The following is a 16642-nucleotide window of genomic DNA, read 5'->3' on the forward strand; positions in this document are numbered from 1 at the left end:
ACCTCCAGGTGTTGGGCCTGCTTCCCGATTGCCAGCGTCCTGCGGCCGGCGCCGGACCGGGAGGGGCTGGCAGGACCTCACCGGGGACCAACCGGCCCACGTCCGGGCTCTGTCGGCAGCCAGCATGTCTCCCCCGGCTGCAACCGGACCGAGCGGCCGGGCAGCCGGAGGTCGATCGGGGCCCGGTCGGACGACGGCACGGTGACCTCCAACTGGCCGCGTCCCAGCCGCAGTCGTACGCCCCAGTGCCCGTGGAAGCGGAGGACGAATCCGTACGACGAGAGTTCGGGCAGCGGCACGGGGTCGAGCCACAGCGCCCCGTCGCGGGTCTCGAGGCCGGTCAGTCCGCGCTGGACCAGATCCAGGGTGCCCGCCATGGCGCCCAGGTGGATGCCCTCACCGGTGGTGCCGCCCTGCAGATCGGCGATGTCGCCGCGCAGGGCCTCCTGGCAGTACGCCCATGCCTCGGCCCGTCGGGCCCGCGCCAGGACCCAGCCGTGCACCAGACCGCTGAGGGTCGATCCATGGCTGGTGCGGCAGAGATAGTGGTCGACGGTGCGCTGCCAGGTCTCCTCGTCCAGCCGATAGCCCAACCGGTCGAAGAGGGACCGGAGTTCGGCCGGTGAGAAGAGGTAGCCGAGCATCAGGACGTCGGCCTGTTTGGACGCCCGGTAGCGGTTGACCGTGTCGCCCTCCGCCTCCAGGATCCGGTCCAGGCGCCGAATGTCGCCATAGCGCTCGCGGTACCCGTCCCAGTCGAGTTCGGCGAGGTCGCCGTAGCCGTCGAACTGACTGATGACGCCTTCGTGGAAGGGAACGTGGAGGGTGCGGGACACCTCCTGCCACTGGTGGAGCTCGGCGTCGTCGAGGCCGGTGCGCTCGACGAGTTCGAGGCGGCGCGGCTCGGGCAGCGTGTGCAGCAGGTCCAGGGTGCGGGCGAGCACCCAGGCGGCGGTGACGTTCGTGTACGCGTTGTCGTCGAGACCGGGCTCCGGCCTGTCGGGGTAGGCGTCGTGATACTCGTCGGGGCCCATCACGCCCCGGATCCGGTGCCGTCCGAGGCGCTCGTCGTAGATGGCCGAGTCGGCCCAGAAGCGCGCGATCTGCAGCAGCATCTCGGCGCCCTTGGTGTGCCGGAACTCGGCGTCGCCGCTCGCCTCGCAGTACTGCCAGACGTTGTACGCCACCGCCGAGCCGACGTGCCGCTGGAGCCGGGAGTGGTCGGGCAGCCAGCGCCCCGAGCGGGGGTTGAGATGCAGGGCCTGTGTCTCCTCACGCCCGTCGCTGCCGCTCTGCCACGGGTACAGCGCGCCACGCCGGCCCACCGCGCGGGCCGCGGAACGGGCCTGGTCCAGGCGCCGGTGGCGGTAGCGGAGCAGGGCGCGGGAGACCTCGGGGAAGTGCAGGTTGAGGTACGGCAGGACGAACAGCTCGTCCCAGAAGACATGGCCGCGGTAGGCCTCGCCGTTGAGCCCCCGGGCCGGCACCCCGACGTCCAGGTCGGCCGTGTGCGGGGAGATGGTCTGGAGCACATGGAAGAGGTGCAGCCGCAGGATGTGTCCGGCCTCCCCGGGGACGTCGAGCTCGGCCCTGCGCCACAGCTGGTCCCAGGCCCTGAGATGGGACTCGAGCAGGTCGTCGAATCCGGGCGCGGCGCCCACCCGGTCGACGGCGGCGCGCAGCGGGTCGCTGATCGCAGGGTCGCGCGAGGTGTGCAGGGCGACGGTCTTGTCGACGATGACGGTGCGGCCCGCGGTCAGCGGCAGGGTCAGCCGCTGGACGGCGCGCGGGGGTTCGTGCCGGTCCGACACCGGTGCGCCTGCGGTGAGGCGGGCGGCCATGCCGATCCGGATGTCCGAGGTGCGGGTACGGCAGCGCAGCCACACCGTGTCGGGCGCGGCCGTGCCGGTGTGCACATGGGTCAGATGACTGCCGTCCAGGTCCCGGTAGCGCGCCACCCCGGCGTTGGTGACGCCGCCGTCCAGCGCGGCCTCGACCTCCAGCTCACCGGTGAAGCCCTCGGCGGTGAACTCGGTGCGCAGGGCCGCCAGGTGCGGGTCGGCCATGTGGACGAGGCGCAACTGCCGCACGCGCAGGGCCCGCCCGTCGCCGAGGCCGTAGCGGGTCAGGCGTTCCAGCAGGCCCGAGTCCAGGTGGAGGACCATCCGGTGGTCGAGCACCTCGGCGGTGTCCGGCGTCAGCCACTCCCGTTCGGTGGTCCACTGCGGCCCGGTGGGGCGAAAGCGCAGCGGCAGCCAGTTCGGGAGGTTGACCATGTCCTCGTTCTCGACGCGGCGTCCCGCCACGTCCGAGGTGAGCCGGTTGTAGCAGCCGGCCACATAAGTGCCCGGATAGTGCACGTCGCCCGCGGCGCACTCGGGCAGCGCCCCGCGCGTGGCGACATAGCCGTTGCCCAGTGCGCACAGCGACTCCCTGAGACGCTCGTCCGCGGGCTCGTAGCCGTCGTACTCCCAGGTCCAGCGCGTCACACCGGCAGTCCCCCTTCGGCTTGTCGTGCGAGGTCGGCTGCGACTTCGAGGTCGGGTACGACGGGTTCGGCGCGGCGGCGCGCGGCGGGAATTCCGCGCCCGCAAAGCGTCCGGTTGGCACCTGTCGTGGGGGCGCGGTCCACGAGACAGTGGAGACAGGAGCGGCACCGATCCCCCGCGGTGTCGCTCCGCCCGTGCACTCCGCCGAAGCGGAGCAGGACCCGGCTCAGACCCTGATCCTGCGGCCCGTGACCGTGTCGGGGGCGATACGCACCCACAGGTCGCGCGGGCCGCCCGTCCACGGTGTGCTGTAGGCCTCCGCATCGAGCCGGCTCCGCTCGTCCGGGTCCGTCACCGTGCGCGCCGGTCCGCGCACGAGCACGCTCCAGCCTTGGCTGAACGCGTCGTCGATGCGGTCGACTTCGAAGGCGACCTGGTGGCCCGCCGCCAGCGACGGCGTCGTACCGGCGCCGGTCCTGAAGACGACCGCCCCGTCGACGACACTGTAGTTGACGGGCACGATCACGGGCCCCGACTCCGTGGACACCGCGAGCCGGCCCACACCGTGCGTCGACAGCAGCTCCCCGCACTCGCGCGGTCCCAGTTCGGTGAACTCGGGTGCGCGCCCGGCGCGTCCGGGACCGGGAGGCAACTCGGTCTCGCCGCCGGTGAGCTCGGACACCGTGGTCTCCAGCACCTCGGCCAGCCGCACCAGGAGGCCCCAGCCCGGTGCGGCACCGGGATGCTCCTCCAGGTAGCTGAGGTAGCTGGGGGCGACGTCCGCGCGCGCGGCCGTCTCCGCGCGGGTCAGGCCGAGTTGGGTGCGCCGGGCGGCGAGCCGGCGGCCCAGGTCGCCGACCGGCACTCCTTCCGGCCCGTTCGCCCTCGTGCGTTCGGCCATCAGCCGTCACATCCTCTCGTCGGGCCCGCCTCAGTCCGTGCGCACGGCCACTTCGTGCTGCTCCCCGCCGAGTACCACCTTGAGCGCGCCGGTCTCGGCGGCCCCGGCGAAGACCTCGTACGCCTCCTCCATACGGTCGAGCGGGAAGATGTGGGTGACCATCTGCTCGGTCGGCAGCCGTCCGGCGGCCGCCATCCGCAGCAGGGTGGGGGTGGAGAACGTGTCGACCAGCCCGGTGGTGATGGTCACGTTCTTGATCCACAGTTCTTCGAGGTGCAGGGTCGCGGGCCTGCCGTGCACACCGATGTTGGCCACGTGCCCGCCCGGCCGCACCATGCGGGTGCACAGCTCGAAGCTCTCCGGCACGCCGACCGCCTCGATGACGACGTCCGCGCCGAGCCCGTCGGTGAGGTCGTCGACCAGCTGTCCGGGCGCCTCGTGGACGTCGGCCACGGCATCGGCGCCGAACCGCCTGGCCGCCTCCAGCCTGGCCGGTGCCAGGTCCACGGCGATGATCCGTTCGGGTGCGAACAGGCCCGCCGTGGTGATCGCCGCGAGTCCGATCGGGCCGGCCCCGACGACGGCGACGGTGTCCCCCGGGCGTACGCGCCCGTTGAGCACGCCCACCTCGTAGGCGGTCGGGTAGATGTCCGCGAGCAGCACCGCGTCCCTGCTCGCCACAGAGGCGGGCAGCGCGTGCACGGACAGGTCGGCGTAGGGGACGCGCACATACTCGGCCTGGGTGCCGTCGATCAGGTGCCCGAGGATCCAGCCTCCGCCGCCCCTGCACTGTCCGTAGGAGCTCTCACGGCAGTAGCGGCAGCGGCCGCAGGCGCTGATGCAGGACACCAGGACCCGGTCTCCCGGCCGTACGGTCCGTACGTCGCTGCCGACCTCGACGATCTCACCGACGGCCTCGTGTCCCAGCACGGTGCCGGGCTGCACCTCGGGTACGTCGCCCTTGAGGATATGGAGGTCCGTCCCGCAGATGGTGACCTCGCCGATCTGCACGATCGCGTCGGTGGGCTCCTTGATGGCGGGGTCGGGGACCTCCTCCCAGGCGGACTGTCCCGGGCCGTGGAAGACGAAGCCTTTCATGACGCCCTCACCCTCCCTTCCGGTCGGACGGTGCGGGGGCAGGGAACACCTCTTTGCCCCGTAGATCCAGCTTGCCCTGCCCTGACGGGTTCCGCTTGGGCCGTCCGGCCCCCGGGGCCCGCCGGAAGGTGCCTGTGCGGCGCCTGTCGGCCCATGTCGCGGCGCACCGCCTGCTGTCACCTTCGGAACTGTCGCGAGCACCACGAAGACGACGAGGGGGTGGGCGGCGATGCGCGAAGGCACGTCCGCACGGCGACGGCGGTGGCTGTGGCGGTGGCGGAGCAACCCGTTGCGACGGCACGACGACATCGTCGAGGCCTGGCTCGTACTGGCCGTCTGGACGGTCGTCGTGCTGGGTGGCGCCGTCGCCGGCCTGGTGACGGCCCATGCCGCGGACGAGGTGTTCGCACGGCAGCGCGCCGAGCGGCATTCCGTCCGGGCCGTGCTCCTCGCCGACACCCCCGCCCTCACGCTGGCGGCGTGGGGCAAGGACGACCAGGCCTGGGGCAAGGTGCGCTGGAACGCACCCGACGGCACCACCCGCACCGGCCGGACCCTGGTGGGCACCGATCTGGCGGCCGGAACCTCGGTCACGATCTGGCAGGACCGGCAGGGCCGGCTCACCGACCGGCCGATCGATCGTACGGAGGCGTCCGTCGAGGCCGGTTTCCTGGGGGCCGGGGCCGCGCTGGCGCTGACCGGCGTGGTCGTCGGTGCCGGGGCGGTCGTCCGGTGGCGGCTCGACCGGCGGCGTATCGACCAGTGGGGCCGCGAGTGGGCTCTGGTCGGCCCGCAGTGGGGGCACAAGACGGGCTGACCCGTCCCTCTGCTGCTGCCGAGTCGGCCCGAGCGCGCTGCAATGGAAGGGGGCGGTTCACCGCCGGTGGCGGGCCTGAGGAGGTGCCGTATGCGATTCGACGACCGTACGGACGCCGGGCGCCGGCTGGCCCGGCGACTGGAGTATCTGCGCGGCGCGGACGTCGTGGTGCTCGGGCTGCCCCGGGGCGGAGTCCCGGTGGCGTACGAGGTGGCGCAGGCGCTCGGCGCGCCGCTGGACGTACTGGTGGTCCGCAAGCTGGGCGTGCCGTGGCAGCCGGAGCTGGGCTTCGGCGCGATCGGTGAGCAGGACGTCCGGGTGCTCAACGAGGACGTGATCCGCGACGCCGGGCTGGAGCCCGCCGAGCTGGCGGCCGTGGAGGCGGACGAGCGGGTCGAACTGGAGCGGCGGGTACGCGAGTACCGGGCCGGCCGCGATCCCGTACCGCTCGCCGGGCGGACCGTCGTGGTCGTGGACGACGGACTGGCCACCGGTGCCACCGCGCAGGCCGCGTGCCGTGTCGTACGGGGCAGAAACGCGGCCCGGATCGTGCTCGCCGTCCCGGTCGGAGCGGGACGGGCGCTCCCCCTGCTGCGTACGGTGGCCGACGAGGTCGTGTGTCTGCACAGCCCGGCGTACTTCGGCGCCGTCGGCGCCTGGTACCGCGTCTTCGACCAGACCGGAGACGACGAGGTCACCGACCTCCTCGCGCACAGCGCGCCCCGCTCCCCCGCCCCTCCCGACGCGCCCCCGCCGAACCGCGAGGTCGAGGTGCCGGCCGGGCGGGTGCGGCTGGCCGCACGCTTCGTGCTGCCGGAACCGGCCCGGGCCGTGGTGGCGTTCGCGCACGGCAGCGGCAGCGGCCGGCACAGCCCGCGCAACCGGTACGTGGCCGCCGTGCTCAACCGGGCCGGTCTGGGCACGCTGCTGCTCGACCTGCTCACCGAGGACGAGGAACGCGACCGGCAGAACGTGTTCGACATCGCCCTGTTGGCCCGGCGGCTGCAATCCGCGGCGCTCTGGCTGCGCCGGGAGACCGACCTGCCCGTGGGCTACTTCGGTGCCAGCACGGGTGCCGGCGCGGCATTGGAGGCCGCCGCCGACGACTTGGGCATCGGCGCGGTCGTCTCCCGCGGCGGCCGCCCCGACCTGGCCTCCGCCGCCTCGCTGGCCCGGGTGCGGGCACCGACGCTGCTCATCGTCGGCAGTCTCGACACCCAGGTGCTCAGCCTGAACCGGCTCGCCGCCGACCGGATGCTGTGCGAGCACCGCCTGGCGGTCGTACCCGGCGCGAGCCATCTGTTCGCCGAGCCGGGCACCCTGCCCGTCGTCGCCGGACTGGCCCGCGACTGGTTCACCACCCATCTGGCGCCCGGGGACGGAACCGGCTGACGCGCCTGTGCTCGCGGTGGACCGTGGTCCCAAGTGCCCACGGTCCGGGGCCGTTCGGCCCCTGAACCGGCACGGCGGCAGGCGTCAGGGTGGAGGGCTCGTGGGGGGGGCACGCTCCCTCGTGGCGGAGAGGTGGACGGTCATGCAGCGAGTGATCCTTGCCGGTGTCGATCCCGCGGCGGGCGGCCGGGCCGCGGCCGACTGGGCGGAGGACGAGGCGATACTGCGCGATCTGCCGGTGCGCGTGGTCCGCGCCTGGCCGCCGGACCCGGGCGAGGCCAGGGTGACGGTCACGGGCCTGGGCCTCGTCCCGGAGGACACGGCGGCCCGTGCCGAGGCGCCGGCCTGCCCGCTGATCCTGGTCCCGGAGGCTCCGGCCCGCTCGAACCGCACCGGCGGCATCACGCTCGGCGTCGACGCCCGGCGTCCCGCCGACGCCGCGATCGACTTCGCCTTCGAGAGCGCCCGGCTGCGCTGTCTGCGGCTGCACGCCGTGCACGCCTGGGCACTGCCGCCGAGCGCCGCCGAGCTGCCCTTCGCCGTACCGGAGGAGGACCGCGCCACCTGGGAGGACCACGAGGTCCAGTTGCTGGCGGACGCTCTGCGCCCCTGGCGCGCGAAGTACCCGGACGTACAGGTGTTCCAGGACGTCGTCCTGTTCACCCCGTCCGAGGCCCTGCTCCATCACTCGCCACACGCCGCCCTGGTCGTGGTGGGACACAGGCGGGGCTCCGCGTGGGGAGACACCACACGGAGCCTGCTGCGGGCCACCACGTGCCCGGTCGCCGTCGTACCGTCGTAGGACGACACCGCTCAGGGGGCGTCGGGCGCACCTGCCGGCGCGCCCGCTCGTTCAGTCGGCCATGAGATCCGGTCGGACCAGCGTCCCCGACCTGCCGTGGGCGATCTCGTACGCCGCGTCCAGCGCTCCGATCGCCGCCAGTCCGCCGGTGTTCTCGACGAACCGGGCGACTGCCTCCGCCTTGGGTCCCATGGAGCCCTCGGGGAAGCCGCCGCGGCGCAGCTGGCGGGGGGTCACGTCCGACAGGGGCCGCTGCTCGGGGGTGCCGTAGCCCTCGTAGACGTACGGCACGTCGGTGAGGACGAGCAGGAAGTCCGCCTTGAGGTGCTCGGCGAGCAGGGCCGCCGAGAGATCCTTGTCGACGACGGCTTCGACGCCGGTCAGCGCACCCGTGACGGGGTCGGCGGTGACGGGGATCCCGCCGCCGCCGGCGCAGATGACGAGGGCACCGCCGCCGAGCAGATCGTGGATGGTCTCGGTCTCGACGATGCGCCGGGGGTCCGGTGAGGGCACGACCCGCCGCCAGCCCCCCGTGTCCTCGGCGATGTGCCAGCCCCGCTCGCGGGCGAGGGACCGGGCCAGGTCACGGGGGTAGACCTGGCCGACGAACTTCGTGGGCCGGTCGAAGGCCGGATCGTCGGCGCCTACCAGGGTGTGGGTGACGAGGGTGGCGATCCGGTGGCCGGGCAGGGCGTTGTGCAGGGTGCAGGCCAGCAGCGAGCCGATCATGCCCTGGGTCTGGGCGCCGAGCAGATGCAGCGGGTAGGGGGCGCTCAGGTCGGGGTCGGCGGCGCTCTCCACGGCCAGCAGGCCGATCTGGGGACCGTTGCCGTGGGTGATGACCAGCTCGTGCTCATGGGCGAGGGCGGCCAGCGCGGTGGCCACCCGGTCGATGTTGGCCTGCTGGACCGCGGCGTCGGGGCGTTCGCCGCGGTGGAGCAGGGCGTTGCCGCCGAGGGCGACGACGATGCGCATGGCTTCAGTCCTCCAGGGTGGCGACGAGCACGGCCTTGATGGTGTGCAGCCGGTTCTCCGCCTGGTCGAAGACGATCGACGCCGGAGAGGAGAAGACCTCGTCGGTGACCTCCAGTCCGTCCAGTCCGTGGGTGTCGAACAGGTCCCGGCCGAGGCGGGTACTGCGGTCGTGCAGCGAGGGGAGGCAGTGCATGAACTTTACGTCCGGGTTCCCGGTGAGGGCGAGCGTCTTGGCGTTGACCTGGTACGGGAGCAGCAGCCCGATGCGCTCGCCCCAGGTGTCGGCGGGCTCGCCCATGGAGACCCAGACGTCGGTGTGGAGGAAGTCGGCACCGCGTACGGCGGTCTCGATGTCCTCGGTGAGGGTGATGCGGGCGCCGCTGCGGTCGGCCACGGTGCGGCAGGTGGTGACCAGTTCCGGGTCGGGCCACAGCTGCCGGGGAGCGGCGATGCGGACGTCCATGCCGAGCAGGGCGCCCATGGACAGCAGGGAGTTGCCCATGTTGTTGCGGGCGTCGCCGAGGTAGCAGTAGGCGATGTCCGGCAGCGGCTTGGGGCTGTGCTCGTGCATGGTCAGCACGTCGCACAGGCTCTGGGTGGGGTGTGCCGTGTCGGTCAGCCCGTTGTAGACGGGGACGCCGGAGCGGGCCGCCAGTTCGGTGACGATCGACTGGGCGGAGCCCCGGTACTCGATGGCGTCGAACATGCAGCCGAGGACGCGGGCGGTGTCGGCGATGGACTCCTTGGCGCCGATGTGGGTGTCGCCGGGGCCGAGGTAGGTGGTGGCGGCTCCCTGGTCGGCGGCGGCGACCTCGAAGGCGCAGCGGGTGCGGGTGGATGTCTTCTCGAAGATCAGCGCGAGGTGCCTGCCGGTCAGCCGGGGCCGCTCGGTGCCCGCGCGCCTGGCCCTCTTGAGGCCGGCCGCGAGATCGAGGAGGTGGTGGATCTCGGCGGACGTGAAGTCGAGTTCGCTCAGGTAGGAGCGCCCTCGCAGATCGACGGTCATGGTGGTTCCCCTTGCTCGATCGGTGCTCGATCAGACGGCCGGGTCTCGTTCGATGGGGCAGCTCATGCAGCGCGGGCCGCCGCGGCCGCGGCCGAGTTCACCGCCGGCGATGGTGACGATCTCGATGCCCTGTTTGCGCAGATAGGTGTTGGTGGTGACGTTGCGCTCGTAGCCGACGACGACGCCGGGGGCGATCGCGAGGAAGTTGTTGCCGTCGTCCCACTGCTCGCGCTCGGCGTTGCGGATGTCCTGGGGCGCGCAGAGCATGCGGACCTTGTCCAGGTCGAGGGCTTCGGCGAGGGCGGTCCCGAGGTCGGAGTTCGCCGCGACGTCGAAGCCGGCCTCGCGCGTTTCACTGGGCGTGAGCGTCCACGAGCGCAGGGAGTCGGCGAGGCCGGGATAGATGGTGAAGGCGTCGCGGTCGACCATGGTGAGGACCGTGTCGAGGTGCATGTACGCGCGTGCGGAGGGCAGTTGGACGGCGATCAGCCGTCTGGCCGTGCCGGTGGCGAAGAGCCGTGTGGCCAGGTTCTCCACCGCCTGGGCGGTGGTGCGCTCGCTCATGCCGACCATGACGGCCCCGTTGCCGAGGACGTGGACGTCACCGCCCTCGAGGGTGCCCACCGTGCCGTTGAGGATCGGTTCCTTGATGTTGCCGGCGAACCTGGGGTGGAAGCGGTAGATGGCCTCGGCGTGCAGGCTCTCGCGTCGGCGGGCGCTCTTGGCCATCGGGTTGACCGACAGACGGTCGTACATCCAGCACGAGTTGTCGCGCGAGAAGAGATGGTTGGGCAGCGGGGTGAGCGCGAAGTCGTCCGCGTCGAGGGCGTTCCAGACGAGGCTGTGCGGGGCGGCGATCGGCAGATCGCTCATGAGGAGCCCGCCGATGAGATAGCCGGCCAGGGTCTCCCCGTCGAGGTCGGCGCACAGCCCGCGCACCGCGTCGATCAGCGCCGGGCCGACGGTGGCCGTGGTGATGGCCCGGTCGAGGAGCCAGTCGCGGGCCTCGGGGATGTCGAGGGTCTGGGCCAGCAGGTCGGAGAAGTAGTGGACGCGTGCGCCGTAGTCCCTGAGGACCTGGGCGAAGGCGTCGTGCTCTTCGCGGGCGCGTCTGGCCCACAGGATGTCGTCGAAGAGCAGGGCGTCGACGTTGCGCGGGGTGAGGCGCGAGAGTTCGAGGCCGGGACGGTGCAGGATCACCTGGCGCAGGGGACCGACCTCGGAGTCGACGTGGAAGGTGTTCATGTAGGAGTTCCTTCGTGCTGTGGTTCTGTGCTGTGGGTCGGTCAGTCGTGGTGGCCGAGGCCGTTGCGCCTGCGGGTGCCGGCGGTACGGTTCGTCCGGAGCCCGCGGGCGATCCGCTGGGTGGGCAGGGGCGTCTCGGGTGCCCGGTCCTCCTGGGTTTCCTGGGCCGGGATCGCCACGGCCTGGGGGGCCGTCGGCTCGCCGTAGCTGCCCTGGCCCCGCTTGAGCCAGACGTAGACCGGGATTCCGAGCAGCAGGACGAACAGGCCGTAGTAGACGGTCTGGTAGCCGCTGCCCTGGATCGACCAGTACGAGAAGGCGAGGGCGAGCGAGGCGACGGTGATGTCGCGGGCCAGCCGGCGGGGGCTGAGGCTGTCGCGGCCGCGCACGAGCAGCCAGTACAGCTGGGCGGCGGCGGAGAACAGGTAGGGGATCACGGCGGTGAGCACGCTCAGCAGCACGATCTTCGTGAAGACGTCCTCGAAGCGCGTGTAGCTGAACACGGTGATCAGCGAGGCCAGCACGGTGGAGGCGATGATGCCGAAGGCCGGGACCCCGCTCTCACCGCGCAGCCTGGCGAAGACGCCGGGGAAGAGGCCGTCGCGGGCGGCGGCGTACGGCATCTCCGCGCACAGCATGGTCCAGCCGTTCAGGGCGCCGATGCCGGAGACGATGGCGGCCGCGGCGACGATGTCACCGGCCCAGGTGCCGCCGAAGATGTTGTTCGCGGCGTCGGTGAAGGGCGCGGTGGAGGAGCCCAGGTCGGCGTGCGAGACGGTGCCGAACACCGCGAGGGTGCCGAGGATGTAGATGACGGCGCAGGCGAGCGTGCCGTACACGGTGGCGCGCGGCACATTGCGTCCCGGCTCACGGACCCGCCCGGCAACCACCGAGGCCGCTTCCAGGCCGAGGTAGCTGAACAGGGCGATGGCCCCGGCCGCGGAGATCGCGCCGAGCGCCGACTGGCCGCTGGCGTTGAAGGCGCCGAAGTTGCCGGCGTCGATGAAGATCAGCCCGACGGTCGCCATGAAGACCAGCGGGACGAACTTCAGCACGGTCGTGATCACCTGGAAGGCGCCGATGTTGCGCACACCGGTGAGGTTGATCGCGGCCGGGATCCACAGCCCGACCAGCGCGATGAGTACCGATATGCCGGTTTTATGGCTGGTGTTGACGAACACCTCGACATAGCCGACCCAGGCCACCACGATCGCCGCGTTCCCGGCCCATGCCGTGATCCAGTAGGACCAGGCGTTGAGGAACCCGGCGAACTCACCGAAGGCCTCGCGGGCATAGACGTACGGTCCGCCGCTCGCCGGGACGCGCTTCGACAGGGCTCCGAAGGTGTGTGCCAGCGCGAGGGCGCCGAGGGTCACGACGACGAAGGCGACGAGGGAAATGGGGCCATAAGGGGCGAGGGCGGAGGGGAGGGCGAACACTCCGGTACCGATGATGCTGCCGATCACGAGCGCGGACGCGGCCGGCAGACCGAGGGCGGTTGTGGGCGCCGCTCGGTCTCCTCTGCGCGTGGTACTGGCCATGGCTGTGCTCCTTGTGCGGACCGTTATGGAGGGGTCGGCCCGTCAGCCATGCTTCTGTGGCGCGCAGAGGTGCGGACAGCGGCCGGATGGCCCGCAAGAGGTCCGATGGTCCTCTTGTGCCGGAGCCACTCAGCCCCAGGTGAGCGCGCGGCCGGTACGGCGCCGAAGGGCCGGCGCCGCCGTGATCGAGGCCGCCGGGGCCACCGGCGCGGCCGGCCGCCTGCCCGTAGCCGGATCCGCGGTCCAGGGATCAGTAGCTGCCGCCGAGGGTCTGCTTCGTGTAGGCGCACTCCGTGTAGAGGTAGCCGGAGCGGAGCTTGGCGGTGTCGGAGGCGGGGGTCGCCGTGCTGGTGCCCTGCGGCTTGTGCACGAAGTACGTGGTGCCGGGCGGCAGGCTGATCGTGCGCTGTGGGTAGTGCTTGCCGCTGTCGCTGCAGGGCTTGAATCCGATCGTGAGCGAGCTGGCGAAGGAGTAGGCCTTGCAGCTGCCGCAGGCCTTGAGCGAGAAGCTGCCGGTGACCGGGCCGGTGTAGTAGACGGTGATGGGGTCGGGGCTGTCGTTCTTGACCGTGACGGAGATGCTGCCGCCGGAGGCGGTGGTGGGCAGCCGCTTCCCGGCGGCCGGCAGCGTCTGGGCGACCTCGGCGGCGATGGAGATCTTCTTCGCGCGCTCCCGGTTCTTGTCGTTCTTGTGGTCGGCGACGAACTCGTCCATGGTCTTCTGCGCCGCCTCGAAGTCGCCGTCCTTGTACTGGTCGACTCCGCAGGCGTACTCCCCCGAGTCGGCGCTCCGGCCCGCCCGGTCGGCACTCTTCGTCAGATCGTCGGCGGCGTCGCCCGCGCTCCCCGAGAGGTCGGTGATCCGGGTGTTCAGGCCGCGCAGCTCCTCGACGGCGGCACAGGGGTCGGAGCCGCGCACGTTCTTCGCCGTGCCGGACACCGCGGAGTCGACGGCTGGCGCGATCTTCGTCGTCTGCTCGGACCGGGGGAACGTGCTCAGCAGCTCACCGAAGTGGGTGACCCAGTCCCCCTCACCGGAGGACAGGCTGCTCGATCCGCACTCGTACAGAGCGGTGGCCAGCCGGTCGTCGGGCCACCGGGCCAGCGCGCCGAGCTCCTCGTTCGGCATCGTGCGCGGCACCGTACGCAGGTACTTCAGCGGCGCGATCGCCTCGCAGTAGCGCTGGTGGCCGTAGGGCGCGCCGACCGTCGCGTAGTAGGTCTTCAGGCTGTCGGGGACACGGTCGGCCGCGCGGGAGCCGGAATGGTGGGCCACGAGGTCCTGGTAGACGTCCAGGGCCGTGCCGTAGTCGGACTGCGCGCTCTCGAAGGACCGCCGGCCGCTCTGCGCCACCAGCCGGTCCGCCTTGTCGAGCCGGTCGAGGAGCTGCTGCTGGACCGCTTCGTCGCGGGCGTCGTCGTACAGCACCGTCCCGCCGACCGGTGCGGCGAGGAGAAGCACCCCCAGCAGCAGCGCGAGGGGCGATCTTCCGGGCCAGGCCAGTCGGGTGCGCAGTCCGGCGTACGCGCCGTGCACGGCGGCCAGCACGAGGAACACGAGGTAGACGGAGAGTGCGAGTCCCGGGACGCCGTCGGCATCCGCGGGCAGGGCGACGAGCAGCAGGGCGGCCGTCGCCGCGCAGCACACGGCCGTCAGCACCCAGCGACGGACAAGGGCATAGCCCAGGCCGAGGCCGCTGAGGTTGAGCAGGGCGACCGCCGCCGCCCGCAGGCCGTCCGGTGGTGCCGGCGGCGGGCTCGACGGCATGGGCGGCACGACGAACCCATGGCTGGGGCCGTACGGATCACCGGACATGAGGGCTCCCCCCGTCAACACAACCCATATGTCTGTGAGTTGGCAGTGTACGGCCAGCGGTGGGTGCTCGACAGAGGCCCCGTCTTCTCAGCGTGGCACGGGCGCGGGACGCGGCGCGGCCGTCAGCACCGCCTTGACGACGCCCTTCGACGACGCCATGACGTCGGCCACGAAACGCAGCCGCCCGACGCCGAGCCGACGCAGACCGGCGCCGTGGTCGGCGGCCACCACGAGCGCCACCGCGAGCAGCAGCAGTTGCCACAGGGCCGTCACGGGGCGTCGCGCTGGCCGGGGCAGTTCCAGGAAGGAGGCGTGCAGCCGCGCGCAGTGGAAGGGAACGTGGCGCTCCTCGTCGGCCAGGATGCGGCCCGCCACGTCGGAGGCGAGCGCGTCGTCCGCGCCGTCGCGCAGGGCCCGGTAGTAGCGCAGCGCCACGACCTCCGCGATCATCAGCACCAGCAGTTCCGTGCGCAGCCCCAGCAGCCGCCGGAACCGTACGAAGACCTTGTCGCTCCAGTGGCCCGCGAGCGTCGGCATGCCACCGGCGGCCAGCAGGCCGGCCAGCAGACGGGCGTGGTTCTGTTCTTCGGCGACGAACAGCCGTACCGCACCGGTGTATTCGGGGTTCCCGGCCGCCTCGGCCTTGGCGATGAGGTTGGTGCCGTCACCGTCCTCGCCGACCTGGAAGCGCTGGATTCCCGCCCACACGGCGTGGTGCAGCGTCGCTCCCCGCGCCCAGTCCGGGTCGCCCTGTGCCCGTCTGCGTTCGCTCTCCTCCTCGAATCGCCTGGTCCAGTCGGCATGTCCGCCCGTACGCACGCGGCCTCCCGTCGCCGGTGAGAGCACGGCTCCCGTGCCCGGATCAAGGAGGACGCGCGCGCCGACGGAACCGTTCCCTCGGGACGGCGGGTGAGCGTCAGCCGCCGAGTGCCGTCAGCACCACCGACTTGGCCTCCTCCTGCACCCGGGCGAGATGGTCGGGTCCGAGGAAGGACTCGCCGTAGATCTTGTAGACGTCCTCGGTGCCCGAAGGCCGTGCCGCGAACCAGGCGTTGGCGGTGGTCACCTTGATGCCGCCGATCGGGGCGCCGTTGCCGGGAGCCTCGGTGAGGACGGCGGTGACCTCTTCCCCCGCCAGGCTCCGCGCGGTGACCTGGGCCGGGGAGAGCTTCGCGAGGAGGGCCTTCTCCTCGCGGGAGGCCGGTGCGTCGATGCGCGCGTACGCGGGCCGGCCGAAGCGGGCGGTGAGTCCGGCGTAGTGCTCGGAGGGCGTGCGGTCGGTGACGGCGGTGATCTCGGACGCGAGGAGCGCGAGGAGGATGCCGTCCTTGTCCGTCGTCCACACCGAGCCGTCGCGGCGCAGGAAGGACGCCCCGGCCGACTCCTCGCCGCCGAAGCCGAGCGCCCCGTCGAGCAGCCCGTCGACGAACCACTTGAATCCCACGGGTACTTCGACCAGTTCACGGCCGAGGTCGGCGGCGACACGGTCGATCATCGAGGACGACACCAGTGTCTTGCCGATCCCCGTGCCGGCGGGCCACTGCTCGCGGTGCTCGTAGAGGTAGGCGATCGCGACGGCGAGATAGTGGTTGGGGTTCATGAGACCCGCGTCCGGTGTGACGATGCCATGGCGGTCGGCGTCGGCGTCGTTGCCCGTGGCGATGCGGAAGCGGTCGCGCCGCTCGATGAGCGAGGCCATAGCGTACGGCGACGAGCAGTCCATGCGGATCTGGCCGTCCCAGTCCAGCGTCATGAACCGCCAGGTGGGATCGGTGTGCGGGTTGACCACCGTCAGATCCAGGCCGTGCTGTTCGGCGATACGGCCCCAGTAGGCGACGGACGCCCCGCCCAGCGGGTCGGCGCCGATGCGCACGCCCGCCGTGCGGATCGCGTCGATGTCCAGCACGCTCGGCAGGTCGGAGACATAGCCGCCGAGGAAGTCGTACCGCTCGGTCGTGGGGGCGGCGAGCGCGCGCGGGTAGCTGATGCGGCGCACGTCCTTGAGACCGCCGGCGATGATCTGGTTGGCCCGGTCCTGGATCCAGGAGGTCGCCTCGGAGGCTGCCGGGCCGCCGTTCGGCGGGTTGTACTTGAAGCCGCCGTCGGCGGGCGGGTTGTGCGAGGGGGTGACCACGACGCCGTCCGCGAGGCCGGTGTCACGGCCCCGGTTGTGGGTGAGGATGGCGTGCGAGACCGCCGGGGTGGGGGTGTAGCCGTCCTCGCTGTCGATGAGCACGGTCACGCCGCCCGCGGCGAACACCTCGAGGGCGGTGACCTTCGCGGGCTCCGACAGCGCATGCGTGTCGGCTCCGAGGAAGAGGGGGCCGTCGACGCCCTGGCCGTCGCGGTACTCGCAGATGGCCTGGCTGGTGGCGGCGATGTGGTCCTCGTTGAACGCGGTGGCCAGCGATGATCCGCGGTGTCCTGAGGTGCCGAACGCCACTCGCTGTCCGGGCTCTGCCGGGTCGGGGTGCAGTGCGTAGTACGCCGTGACCAGCCGGGCCACGTCGACAAGGTCCTCGGGACCGGCCGGCTTGCCCGCTCGCTCGTGCGGCATGGG

13 protein-coding genes are annotated in these 16642 nt (G+C 72.0%); 3 read left to right on the plus strand and 10 right to left on the minus strand.

Features of this window, described 5'->3' with window-relative positions; translation table 11 throughout:
- Positions 1-77: 77 nt before the first annotated feature.
- The 3 genes from N8I87_RS03230 to N8I87_RS03240 form a co-directional block, all read right to left on the minus strand.
- The gene (locus tag N8I87_RS03230; protein WP_263205209.1) at positions 78-2489 is read right to left on the minus strand and encodes a glycoside hydrolase family 65 protein; all 2412 of its coding nucleotides are present in this window, start codon (positions 2487-2489) and stop codon (positions 78-80) included.
- Positions 2490-2715: 226 nt separating this feature from the next.
- The gene (locus tag N8I87_RS03235) at positions 2716-3390 is read right to left on the minus strand and encodes a helix-turn-helix domain-containing protein (protein WP_263205211.1); all 675 of its coding nucleotides are present in this window, start codon (positions 3388-3390) and stop codon (positions 2716-2718) included.
- Positions 3391-3420: 30 nt separating this feature from the next.
- Complete coding sequence (locus N8I87_RS03240; RefSeq protein ID WP_263205213.1) at positions 3421-4488, minus strand: zinc-dependent alcohol dehydrogenase family protein; 1068 nt, start codon at positions 4486-4488, stop codon at positions 3421-3423.
- A gap of 229 nt (positions 4489-4717) precedes the next feature.
- Here N8I87_RS03240 and N8I87_RS03245 point away from each other — a divergent pair, with 229 nt between their 5' ends.
- From N8I87_RS03245 to N8I87_RS03255, 3 genes are all read left to right on the plus strand, one after another.
- Complete coding sequence (locus tag N8I87_RS03245; protein ID WP_263205215.1) at positions 4718-5305, plus strand: Rv1733c family protein; 588 nt, start codon at positions 4718-4720, stop codon at positions 5303-5305.
- A 90-nt stretch (positions 5306-5395) separates the two neighbouring features.
- Positions 5396-6697, plus strand: a complete 1302-nt coding sequence (locus N8I87_RS03250) for a phosphoribosyltransferase (RefSeq protein ID WP_263205216.1) — start codon at positions 5396-5398, stop codon at positions 6695-6697.
- Positions 6698-6839: 142 nt separating this feature from the next.
- Entirely contained in the window at positions 6840-7499 is a 660-nt protein-coding gene (locus N8I87_RS03255; RefSeq protein ID WP_263205218.1) for a universal stress protein, read from the plus strand.
- Between the two features lie 51 nt (positions 7500-7550).
- Here the strand turns inward: N8I87_RS03255 and N8I87_RS03260 are convergent, their stop codons facing one another.
- The 7 genes from N8I87_RS03260 to pgm all read right to left on the minus strand — a co-directional run bounded on the left by N8I87_RS03260 (position 7551) and on the right by pgm (position 16639).
- Positions 7551-8474: a carbamate kinase gene (locus N8I87_RS03260; protein WP_263205220.1), complete on the minus strand. Its 924-nt coding sequence runs from the start codon at positions 8472-8474 to the stop codon at positions 7551-7553.
- 4 nt (positions 8475-8478) lie between these two features.
- Positions 8479-9480, minus strand: coding sequence for an ornithine carbamoyltransferase (argF, locus tag N8I87_RS03265; RefSeq protein WP_263205222.1), 1002 nt, complete (start codon positions 9478-9480; stop codon positions 8479-8481).
- Positions 9481-9510: 30 nt separating this feature from the next.
- Positions 9511-10725 carry an arginine deiminase gene (locus tag N8I87_RS03270; RefSeq protein ID WP_263205224.1) on the minus strand — a complete coding sequence of 405 codons (1215 nt, stop codon included), beginning with the start codon at positions 10723-10725 and terminating at the stop codon, positions 9511-9513.
- A 41-nt stretch (positions 10726-10766) separates the two neighbouring features.
- A complete protein-coding gene (locus tag N8I87_RS03275) occupies positions 10767-12191 on the minus strand; it encodes an APC family permease (RefSeq protein ID WP_411577363.1) in 1425 nt (474 codons plus the stop codon).
- Positions 12192-12516: 325 nt separating this feature from the next.
- On the minus strand, positions 12517-14082 hold the full coding sequence (locus tag N8I87_RS03280) for a hypothetical protein (protein ID WP_263205228.1): 1566 nt from the start codon (positions 14080-14082) through the stop codon (positions 12517-12519).
- Positions 14083-14169: 87 nt separating this feature from the next.
- Positions 14170-14901, minus strand: coding sequence for a ferritin-like domain-containing protein (locus N8I87_RS03285; protein WP_263205231.1), 732 nt, complete (start codon positions 14899-14901; stop codon positions 14170-14172).
- A 97-nt stretch (positions 14902-14998) separates the two neighbouring features.
- Complete coding sequence (pgm, locus tag N8I87_RS03290) at positions 14999-16639, minus strand: phosphoglucomutase (alpha-D-glucose-1,6-bisphosphate-dependent) (protein ID WP_263205232.1); 1641 nt, start codon at positions 16637-16639, stop codon at positions 14999-15001.
- Positions 16640-16642 lie beyond the last annotated feature (3 nt).

It is taken from the genome of Streptomyces sp. HUAS 15-9, assembly GCF_025642155.1.
Taxonomy (GTDB): Bacteria; Actinomycetota; Actinomycetes; order Streptomycetales; family Streptomycetaceae; genus Streptomyces.

Bases quoted from the DNA above. Each gene is read 5' to 3' on its own strand.
- N8I87_RS03240 (WP_263205213.1), bottom strand. From the start codon at position 4,488: ATGAAAGGCTTCGTCTTCCACGGCCCGGGACAGTCCGCCTGGGAGGAG.
- argF (WP_263205222.1), bottom strand. From the start codon at position 9,480: ATGACCGTCGATCTGCGAGGGCGCTCCTACCTGAGCGAACTCGACTTC.
- pgm (WP_263205232.1), bottom strand. From the start codon at position 16,639: ATGCCGCACGAGCGAGCGGGCAAGCCGGCCGGTCCCGAGGACCTTGTC.
- N8I87_RS03280 (WP_263205228.1), bottom strand. From the start codon at position 14,082: ATGTCCGGTGATCCGTACGGCCCCAGCCATGGGTTCGTCGTGCCGCCC.
- N8I87_RS03270 (WP_263205224.1), bottom strand. From the start codon at position 10,725: ATGAACACCTTCCACGTCGACTCCGAGGTCGGTCCCCTGCGCCAGGTG.
- N8I87_RS03235 (WP_263205211.1), bottom strand. From the start codon at position 3,390: ATGGCCGAACGCACGAGGGCGAACGGGCCGGAAGGAGTGCCGGTCGGC.
- N8I87_RS03250 (WP_263205216.1), top strand. From the start codon at position 5,396: ATGCGATTCGACGACCGTACGGACGCCGGGCGCCGGCTGGCCCGGCGA.
- N8I87_RS03255 (WP_263205218.1), top strand. From the start codon at position 6,840: ATGCAGCGAGTGATCCTTGCCGGTGTCGATCCCGCGGCGGGCGGCCGG.
- N8I87_RS03245 (WP_263205215.1), top strand. From the start codon at position 4,718: ATGCGCGAAGGCACGTCCGCACGGCGACGGCGGTGGCTGTGGCGGTGG.
- N8I87_RS03260 (WP_263205220.1), bottom strand. From the start codon at position 8,474: ATGCGCATCGTCGTCGCCCTCGGCGGCAACGCCCTGCTCCACCGCGGC.